The sequence below is a fragment of the Stieleria sp. genome (genome assembly GCF_041595215.1).
GTDB classification, from domain to species: domain Bacteria; phylum Planctomycetota; class Planctomycetia; order Pirellulales; family Pirellulaceae; genus Stieleria; species Stieleria magnilauensis.
Genome location: NZ_JBFHKV010000232.1, coordinates 1 through 9,226 on the forward strand (window position 1 = coordinate 1; position 9,226 = coordinate 9,226).

10 protein-coding genes are annotated in these 9,226 nt (G+C 58.7%); 7 read left to right on the forward strand and 3 right to left on the reverse strand.

The window, feature by feature from the left end; translation table 11 throughout:
• The 5 genes from ABX749_RS11300 to ABX749_RS11320 form a co-directional block, all read left to right on the forward strand.
• On the forward strand, positions 1-1,304 hold a 1,304-nt coding region (locus ABX749_RS11300), incomplete at its 5' end, for a hypothetical protein (protein ID WP_372896074.1).
• Positions 1,301-2,299, forward strand: a complete 999-nt coding sequence (locus tag ABX749_RS11305) for a MotA/TolQ/ExbB proton channel family protein (protein ID WP_372896075.1) — start codon at positions 1,301-1,303, stop codon at positions 2,297-2,299. The genes ABX749_RS11300 and ABX749_RS11305, both read left to right, overlap by 4 nt.
• A 6-nt stretch (positions 2,300-2,305) precedes the next feature.
• Positions 2,306-3,184, forward strand: a complete 879-nt coding sequence (locus ABX749_RS11310) for a hypothetical protein (RefSeq protein ID WP_372896076.1) — start codon at positions 2,306-2,308, stop codon at positions 3,182-3,184.
• Positions 3,181-4,074 carry a hypothetical protein gene (locus ABX749_RS11315; protein WP_145211349.1) on the forward strand — a complete coding sequence of 298 codons (894 nt, stop codon included), beginning with the start codon at positions 3,181-3,183 and terminating at the stop codon, positions 4,072-4,074. The genes ABX749_RS11310 and ABX749_RS11315 overlap by 4 nt, the downstream gene beginning before the upstream one ends.
• Positions 4,075-4,523: 449 nt before the next feature.
• Positions 4,524-5,042: a response regulator transcription factor gene (locus ABX749_RS11320; RefSeq protein ID WP_372896077.1), complete on the forward strand. Its 519-nt coding sequence runs from the start codon at positions 4,524-4,526 to the stop codon at positions 5,040-5,042.
• Here ABX749_RS11320 and ABX749_RS11325 read toward each other — a convergent pair.
• Positions 5,034-5,993 carry a universal stress protein gene (locus tag ABX749_RS11325; protein WP_372896078.1) on the reverse strand — a complete coding sequence of 320 codons (960 nt, stop codon included), beginning with the start codon at positions 5,991-5,993 and terminating at the stop codon, positions 5,034-5,036. The two genes, ABX749_RS11320 and ABX749_RS11325, sit on opposite strands and share 9 nt — an antisense overlap.
• A gap of 32 nt (positions 5,994-6,025) precedes the next feature.
• Entirely contained in the window at positions 6,026-6,919 is an 894-nt protein-coding gene (locus ABX749_RS11330; protein ID WP_145211340.1) for a universal stress protein, read from the reverse strand.
• A 445-nt stretch (positions 6,920-7,364) separates the two neighbouring features.
• On the opposite strand from ABX749_RS11330, the gene ABX749_RS11335 reads away from it, so the two are divergent.
• Positions 7,365-7,940: a hypothetical protein gene (locus ABX749_RS11335; protein WP_145211337.1), complete on the forward strand. Its 576-nt coding sequence runs from the start codon at positions 7,365-7,367 to the stop codon at positions 7,938-7,940.
• 174 nt (positions 7,941-8,114) lie between these two features.
• Here the strand turns inward: ABX749_RS11335 and ABX749_RS11340 are convergent, their stop codons facing one another.
• Positions 8,115-8,672 (reverse strand): hypothetical protein, encoded by a 558-nt coding sequence (locus ABX749_RS11340; protein WP_372896079.1) that lies wholly within the window; start codon positions 8,670-8,672, stop codon positions 8,115-8,117.
• A 13-nt stretch (positions 8,673-8,685) separates the two neighbouring features.
• On the opposite strand from ABX749_RS11340, the gene ABX749_RS11345 reads away from it, so the two are divergent.
• Positions 8,686-9,192, forward strand: a complete 507-nt coding sequence (locus ABX749_RS11345) for a hypothetical protein (RefSeq protein ID WP_372896080.1) — start codon at positions 8,686-8,688, stop codon at positions 9,190-9,192.
• Positions 9,193-9,226: the final 34 nt, after the last annotated feature.

The window sequence follows — 9,226 nt, forward strand, 5'->3', positions numbered from 1 at the left end:
AACTGGGCAATCCGGAATTGAGCGAGGCAGCCAAACAGGCAGCCAAAATGCTCGCCGCGTCCGCCCAGCAGGAAAAGAAGCAGACCGACCGCGACAAGCTCGTTCAGGCGATCACGCGATCGGTGGGAAACGCCCAACGTTACAGGCGAGCGATCGAGCAGTTTGTCGACGATTGGCCTCGAGACACGTTGGCTCAGCGGCTGCAGCGAGACGCCCCGAGTGCCGACGCCATCGATGCCACGCTTGCCTGGATCGATGTGCTGAGCCATCCCGCTTATCAACAGCCACAATCGGCCGATGCTGAGATGGCGAAAGCCTGGTTGGCGACGCTCGAACACGCCGAATCGCTGGAGCCTGAGCATCCGCTGTCCGTTCCGGCGACCCGATGGCGGGCGACGTATCAAACCCTTGCCGGCTGTGACGAGGCGATCAAGGAACTGCGTGAGGCGTTTCGGTCACCGTTGGTCAATCGCATCTATGTCTATCCCGATCCCAGTGGCAGTGTGTTTTATTCGGAACAGGCGCCGGATCCAAAGTCGCCGCGGGCACACCTTGTTTCGGTTTTATTGAATCCCTCGTTGGAGCGTGAAACCCAAAACTTCGGCTTGCGGTTTCGTGAGGAAGTGCTGCCCAAGGTTGCGTTGTCGGGGCACAGCCAGTTCGCCGCGAAGATGGCGCCCAGCGTCACCGACGTCACAGTGACCGACTTCACTCCCGTCGCGTATCGTTTGATCAGCGAGTTGCGAACGTTTCAGAGCGAGCCGGAATTTGATCCGATCTATCGACTGATTTGGATGCGCCGCGTGTTGGAGATCGCCGTCCAGGGAAGCGTTCCGATCAAATTGGCCTTTGGTGATTGGCTCGAATCCTTGCAAGCGTCCGATTTCGACTGGGATACCAACTGGTTGACGTACGACCCCGAAGACGTGGATCGCCTGGTGAAAGTGACTCAAGCAAGACGGCTGCTCGAAGGTGTGGACGATTGGAACAATCGCGTCGAACGGATGCTCGCCGAATTCAAAGCGTTCCGTAGCCCCCGTCCGCCGGCGCCCCGTTGGATCGGTTGGGTCTCCCTGGACGGTGAAACCTACGAAGCGGTTCTCAGTGAGCCGGCCGATTCCGATCCGCTGGTTGTTTTTCCGGTCGATTCGCAAACCGGACAGACGAAACGCGTCGACATCGGCGCGCCGCCGACATCAAAGCCACTCCGGGTGACCCATCCGGACGCCCAGCAGTGCGGCGCGATCCTCTGTGTCGTCTCACCACGCTCTGCCGTATCAACTCCCTCAACAACCAGGAAATGAACAAGGTGGATGCATCGCCGGTCAGCAACGATCGACTCGTTTGGATGCGACGTGACATCGAACGCCGTTTCGGTTTTGCGGGCGCGCGCTACACGCGTGTGGGCAGCGTGTTGCCCGCGCTGATCGCCGCCGCGATCACGGTGGCCCTGTTCGGATCGTTCGTCGCGATCGGTTCCAATCCGATCGTGGACATGTTCATTCGACGCGGTTGGACGCCGCCGGTGATCGTCTTTTTTTCCGTCTGGTCGATGCTGATTCTGTGGTTCAAACGCGCCAAACTGAAGCTGCAACAAAAGGCGCTACGGCTGCGCGTGATGCCGGACCAAATCGACTTTGTCCTGTCGGTCGATCGGGTGAGCGAAGTGTTGCATCGCTTGTACGAAGTCTGTGACGATCCCAAACGGTTTGTGCTGCTGCATCGAATCGAAGTCGGCCTGTCAAATGCCCGGAACTTGAGCCGTGTGGTCGATCTGGGCGAGATCTTGCGGACACAATCCGAGCACGACGAATCGGTGATGGAAACCAGTTTCAATCTGATTCGCGGGTTGGTGTGGGCGATTCCGATTCTCGGTTTCATCGGGACGGTTTCGGGACTATCGATCGCGATCGGCGGATTCGGCCGGGTGCTCAGCCAGACCGAAGACCCGTCGAAATTGATCGGTGCGCTTCAAGGTGTGACGGGCGGACTGGCGACAGCCTTTGAAACGACACTGCTGGCCCTGATGGCGGCGTTGTTGGTCCAGATGACGATGACGTTTCAGAAGAAACAGGAAGAAGAGTTTCTTGATGAATGCACGGAGTATTGTCAGCGCGAAGTGCTGAGCCGAATCGCACATTCCGACGCGAGCGATGTTACGTCCGAAACGAAACCACAATCGGACGCAACTGGATCGATTCAAGACGACGAAACGGGTTTTGCCCCGGTCGAAGTGATCCAGGAAGGCGAAGCAGACGCGGACGCAGTTGTCATCGATGGGCCCATTGTGTTGGAGTGATGCACGATGAGACGTCGACGACGTGAGCAGACCGTCAACCTGTTTGCCTTTCAAGACATCATCACCGGTGTCGCCGGTGTGATGTTGTTTATCTTGTTGCTGTTGGTGGTGCAGTTGAGTCTACGACTGGCGACCCAAGCGGCTGAACTGCAGGAAAAGCTGGCTGATGATGCCGCCAACGCCGCTGCTGCCACGACGCCGCCGGACGAGGCGATGGAAGATCCCTTTCAGGATTTGGATCAGCTGGAACAACAGTTAAAACAACTGCGCCGCGACAACCAGGAACTGCTCGATGCAACCGCTCGCGACCTGGACGGTGACATCCAGGCCGCTCAATCGGAACTCGCCGAGCTGGTCCGTCAAGCCGACGAGGCGAAGACACAGGCAGAGAAGTTGCAGCAGCAGGTGGCGTCCCAGCAGATGAGTCAGCAACGCAAAGAGATCCTTGAGTTGCGGGAGCGACTTCGGGAAAAGTTGGAGTCGCTGAAGCAAGAACAAGTGCTCCACCGCAGTGGCAAACTGGTCGCATTCAAGACCACCGCAAGCCCCACGCGTCCGATGTGGGTCGTCGATTTGCGCGACACCTACGCGGAACTGTTCGATGTGCTCCAACCCACCGATGTGACCACCGTGTCCTACGACCGGGAGCAGCTCCCGATGCAGACGGTTGCCCAAATCAGTGACGTGTTAGCGGACAAGACTCAAACGCGATCGATCATCCTGGTGCTGCGTCCCTCGGTGGCCGGTGCCGGTGCCGTCTTGTTATCTGATTTCCGTCAGGCCGGATTCAATCTGGCGTTAGAGTTGTTGGACGAAGATTCCGAGATCACGGTTCAGGGCGACGTGCCGATCGAAGGCGACAGTACCGAAGGGGACGCACGATGAGCCGGCGGAGGACGAACAGCAACGAAGACGATTCGCTGGAACTGTTACTGGACACGGTGTCCAATGTGTTTGGGGGCGTGATGTTTTTGACGCTGTTGGCGGCGTTGTTGATCATCGCGCGAGGGACCGCGCCGGCGGAACCGGACGACGCGGTCGAGGAGCGGCCCGTGCCGGTCAGTGCGGTACTGGTGGAGGCAAAGATCCGGCAGACCGCCGCCGCGATCCAGGCTCAGCAAGAAATCATGCGACAACTGGACCCCGACGGCGACGTGATGGCCAAATCGGATCGGTTGCGATCCCTCGAGCAGACGCTCTCGCTGGCACGACGCCACGCCGGCCGGACCGATCACCTGAAGGAAGCACAACAGCAGGCGCTGCGGGATCAATTGGCAAACCAGTCCGAACTGGAACAACAAATCGCCGACGTGAAGCAACAGATCGCCGACCAAGCGGCCACCGCCAGCGCGATCCGCACCCAGTCCGAACGGTCCGTTGAATTCCGCCCTTTGAGTCGTAGCATGACCGATGAGGCGGTCGTGTTGCTACGGTACGGGCGTTGGTACCTGTTACAAACCGGACCCAGCGAAGGCGTCAATCGCGACGATTTCTTTGTACTACAGCACAGTCGCTCGTTGACGCGCGTGACGCCGAAGCCACACCGCGGATCGCCGGTGACCTCGCAATCACTGTCCGACTTGGTCACGCGTCTGAAGGCCGAATTCAAGCCCGGGCAATTTCATGTGTTGATCGCCGTTTGGGATGATTCATTTTCGGAATTCAATCCGGTCAAAGACGCGGTCAAGGCGGCCGGGTACACCTATCGCACGCTGCCGTGTGACAGCAGCACGCGCTTGAGCAATCAATATGCGGCCGAAGCGTATGTGCAGTGACGCACCGGCCTTCGAGTCTTTGTCGCGTGTCGTTGCGGTATTAGCCACCAGATAACGCGTGATTGAAGGGCGGGGCTGTCAAAACAGCCGACGAACCTGTATCGCGCGGCGGCACGGCGGTGAAGCTTTTTCTAGCGCAGCGGTCGATCAGGAATTGGTAAATTGGCGGTCAACCCCATCGGCGACGACGTTACAACGCGTACAACGATGACGATCGGAGCACCATTGTTAACCATGTCGTGGATCTAATCAGAACTCGCCGCATCGAAAAGCCGCAATGGAGTAGATCCATTATGTCCGGCATTGCTTCGAAGCCTCCCGGCGAGATTGCCCCGGTCTCGCCTGGAGGTGGATTTTCGAAGAACAATGTCCGATTCATGAAGGCCAAGTTGTAAGCGAGTTGGGCACCGTGAAACATCGCAATACGAGCAAAATGACGGCGATTCTTAATGTCTGATGTGATGCTGGATGGAATAAATGTCACGATCTGCGACTGGCGAGGCCATGTGATCTGGCGTAGCGATCGAAAGCCGTCTTGGAAACCCGGTGATTTGGCATGGAAGCACTTGACCGGTGAATCGAGCGAGCGGGCCAAGCTGGCCTTTGCCAAGGTCGTCACGCTCGGTGAAAAGGCGACACTGGAGCTGGAGAACAAACGCGGCCAACATTCACGCGAATGGTTGTGGCCGCTGGACCGTCCGGAGGTCGCCGTGTGCGTGTTGTCGGTGTTGATCCCGAGCGAACTGAAAACGCTTACCGATCGAGAACGCGAGATTTTGGGACTGTTGGCGTTGGGCTGCCCGACCCGTGAAATTGCCGAACGCTTGGACGTCAGCGCGAGCACCGTTCACACGCACTTGAGACGGGCGCGACAAAAACTGGCGCTGCCCAGTGTCGAATCACTCACGGGCTTTGCCGCCCGCTACTGTCACCCCAACGCGGCTCCGCTGCAATCGATCTCATTCTGAAGTCCCGTTGGAGACTGCGTCGGCCGCGGTCGTGTCTGGATCAGGGTTGGTGCGGTGGTGCCTGGAGATCCAGACGCTACAGGGGGCATGACGCAACACGTACTTCGTGGTGCTGCCGAGCAGGAAGTCGTCCAGCAAGCTGTGACCGGAGTCACCGACGACGACGAGATCGGAGTCACTTTTTTCCGCCAGATCGGCGATCGCGTCTCCGACTCGCTGGTCATGAATGATCACCGATTGGGTCTTGGGCAATTTCTTGATCAAGCGGTCCTTCATCTGATCACCACCCTGCTTCATCTCCTTGAAAATCTCCTCTTCGTTGGCAATCGCGGCGGTCGACAAGCCGTTGCCGAGCAGATAATCGTAGATCGGAGCCACGCTGAGCAATTCGACCTCGGTGTCGGCCTGCCAATCGAGTGCCATGAGCTCTTCGACGGCATCGCGAGACGCTTTCGAGCTGTCGTAACCGATCAGGATTCGATTGGCCTTGGACGCATCGGCGTCGCGTTGACCATCTTCCTCTTCCGGCGGGCGGACGACCAGCACCGAGCATTTGGCGTGCGTGGCGATGCTGTCCGAGACGCTGCCGATCAACAAGCGGCCGAAGAACGAGTGGCCGCGGGCACCGATGACGATCAGATCACAGTCCAAATCCTTGGCTTCGCCCAAGACGACTTTGACCGGATGGCCCGGACGACAGATCGTATCGATACGTGTGCAGCGCTCGCGCAAGAGCTTTGCCATGTCGGCTTGATGCACTTCCGCCCGCGCACGTTCCTGTCGAAGCAGTTCGGGAAACCAATGCTGGGTCGACTCCGGGCTTGACCCGTACGGGTCGCCGAGCGCGGTGATGATCGTCAAGCTCATCGGCTCGGTGAATTTCAGCGAGCGCAGAAATTTTGCGGCCGCTGCCGCCTGCTGAGAACAATCGGTCGCTAGCAAGACTTTCATCGTCTCACGCTCCAGAGAGGTGGTGGTGTGGTTTAAGAGTCCAAGTGTTTGACCGCTCGATTGCGTGTCACCCAGACGCTGCAAGGTGCATGACGCAAGACATACCGCGACGTGCTGCCCAACAGGAATCGATTCACCGCGCTCCGAGGCGTCTCACCGACAATCAGCAAGTCGATGGCGTTGTCTTCGGCAAAGGTGACGATGCTTTCGCCGATATGATCCCCTTTGACCAGATGCGTTTTGGCGTGCGGGGCCACGTCGGCCAGTCGCTCTTTGGCGTCGGAGAGTCCGTCGAGGTAGTGCGACGAGATCTCGATGCCCTCGTCCGCGATGCGCTGACCGATGAAGTCCGAAAGGTAGGTTTCGACCGTCAGCAGATGAAAATCGGTGCCCGTTTTCCAAGGGACTTCTGCGATCTCTTCCAACGCCAAGGACGCCGAGTCGCTGCTCTCGTACGCCAAGCAGACTCGGATCGGACGTGCCGTTTCGTGCAGCCCCGTGGGACGAACCACCAACGTGCTGCAGGGGGCGTGGGTGGCGACGTGATCGCTGACGCTGCCCAACAACAAACGCGTGATTTGCGAATGCCCCTTGGCACCGACCACCACCAAATCTCGTTTCTGCGATCCGGCAAGCTCGACGATGGATTCACCGACCGGACCTTCACGCATCGCATGCTTGATCGTGACGTTGGCCCCGTCGAACATCTCTGCCACCTGCCTGAACGTCTCGTTGGCAAAGGCTTTGTCTCGCTCAAACGCCTTTTCCAGCAGTTCACCCGTCGCGTAGCTGCTGTGAATGAAAGGACGTTGCACGACACTTAACACCGTCAGGTCCAAACTGTCCGGATGGGGAAGGTGAGCGAGCAGTTTGGCGGCTTCGATCGAAGGGGTCGATCCGTCGATGGCAAGTAAGACATTATGCATAGCAAAAATTCTCCAGGGTGGTGATCAACCAGCAGTCAAGCAAATCGAATGCCAGAACGTGCGACGACAGTCAGATCGCCCCTCTCGATCATTTGAATTTCCATCGAGCGCGCGAAATGGCCCACAGTGTGCCATTTGTCTCAATCGCTGGTGCGCCGATGTGTGACATCATGACAACGCGTTCCAATCACACCGGTAAAACCATCCTGCCACCCCGGTTTGGCCCTCCAGTTGCACCTTCAGGCGGAGAGCATCGCGAGTTGATTTCGGGACATCGAATGAGTCGATCTTCCGAATCGAATGCGATCGCGCCAGGCGCGACACGTCAGCGCGGGGCGCCGCGTGGCCCGTCGCTCACGCCTGCGGGCTTCAATCGACCCGCCGCTTGCCGCGAACGTGTGATCGACGTCGTCCTCCCCGCCATCCAGTTGAATCGAGAGCCATCATGACCGACCAGCCAGAGACCACGAAGTCACAAGCGGCCCACTACTTCGCCGAGTTGGAGGCCAGGATCGTCCAGCGACTCCATGCCGAAGCCGGCTCGGAGGCGTCGCGCGCCGCGTTGGTTCGCAGCACCGGTGTCGAAGACCCCCAATTGATCGACGAGCTTTCCAAGTTGGGGATCACCGCCGACGAATTGATCTGCCTGCGATTCATCCCACTGGTGTTGGTCGCGTGGGCCGAAGACCACGCCGACTCGGAAGAACGCGAGGTGATTCAGTCACAGGCCGCCAAGCTGGGGATTCGCGAAGACTCCACCGCATGGCTGGTGCTGGAAACGTGGTTGCAAAAACAGCCGCCGGGATTGGGCATCGATGCTTGGAAACGGTACACGCGCGGGATTTTGAAAAAGATGTCACGCAACGCCGCGAATCGATTGATCCACTTGACCGAGAAGCAAATGATTACCGTTGCCAAAGCGTCCGGCGGGCATCTGGGAGTGGGCAAGGTTTCTCACAAGGAAAGCACGATGATCAACCGGCTGCTGACGATCATGCATGAGCAAGCCGAACAGGCGTAGTGGATCGCGCTGTGAAGCATTGTTTCGCGGCAGGGCGCGAGCCCCATGCCCCACCTATGGTTGCATCAAACGGGGGACGTTTGTGAGCGGCAGGGCGCTAGCCCTCCGGTCTTTCACGGTCAAACCGGACGGCTCGCGCCGTTCCGCTAAAACCTTAAACCGAATGTCGGCGGCCTACCCCGAACGGGATACCGGATTCGCTGACTCTCTCCTTTGACACTCAACGACCGTCAGGTCTCGCGCCAGTTCCAGCGTGCGGTCCCAGCGGGCGCGAAGCAAATCCATCTGGTCACGGCTCCAGCCCTGACCGACCAGGCTGGCCAGATGCAACCCGGTGATCACGGCGATTGAGATCGGCACCACGACCAGCGACCAGGGCGGATTGCCCATCGACCACTGCACAAATCCGAAGATCAGCGCGCCGAAGAAACAGCAGGCCGCGACCAGGTAAATCGCCATCACCATCGTCCAGATTTCGGGCCGTGGCGAAAATCGACAAAATGCCTCGCTAGACTGCGGCTCGTCCATACAGTTCAATTGGACCGATAGATGAGGCGACCAGAACCGTTTGTCCGCCGATTCGATCTGGAAATCGATCACCCAACCGGCCGCTTCCGCGTGGGGAGACAGTTCGTCAGATTGAATCGCACGGCGAAGCCGTTGTTTGGCCTCCTCGCGTTCCCAAGGAAGCTGGACACGAAACGTCGGCTGCATTTGGATTTGATTCGTCATTCTCTCGCTCCTAATGGCAAAGCAAACCGACGACCGTGAAGACTTGCTCCGCGATGGGACCGCAATGCCGGTTCGCGGCAGGCTGTGGGTGGACCGAGCCGAAGTCGTGATCGGGTTCCGATCCCAAGGGCAGCTGAGTCTGTATTGGGACCAGGATCCGGTGTTTCAATTCGATGAGTCTTGCCGGCTGCGACGCGTCTTTATCGATTCGTGTCGTTTGAAAGCAGAAAACGGAAAACTGGTCCGCCTGCGTCAGCCACACGAATCCATCGATCGCCCCGTCGAACGATTACGGCTGGTGACCGAACCGATCTCCGCAGACGATGAAGCCGCAATTCTACAACGCCTTTCTGACCGCTTGCAACAAATCGACGCGACGCTCGATCGGATGATGCTTGACGGCGATCAGACTTCCCTGCAAACCGTCGGGGCGACTCCGCCGGAATTCGCCCGACGCGTCCGAGCCTGGATCGCGAATTGGAATCGGTCGATGGGGGTGGCTGGTGGGCCGTCGGCGTGATCGGGAGGGGGCAGAACGATGGGGGCAAGACGAT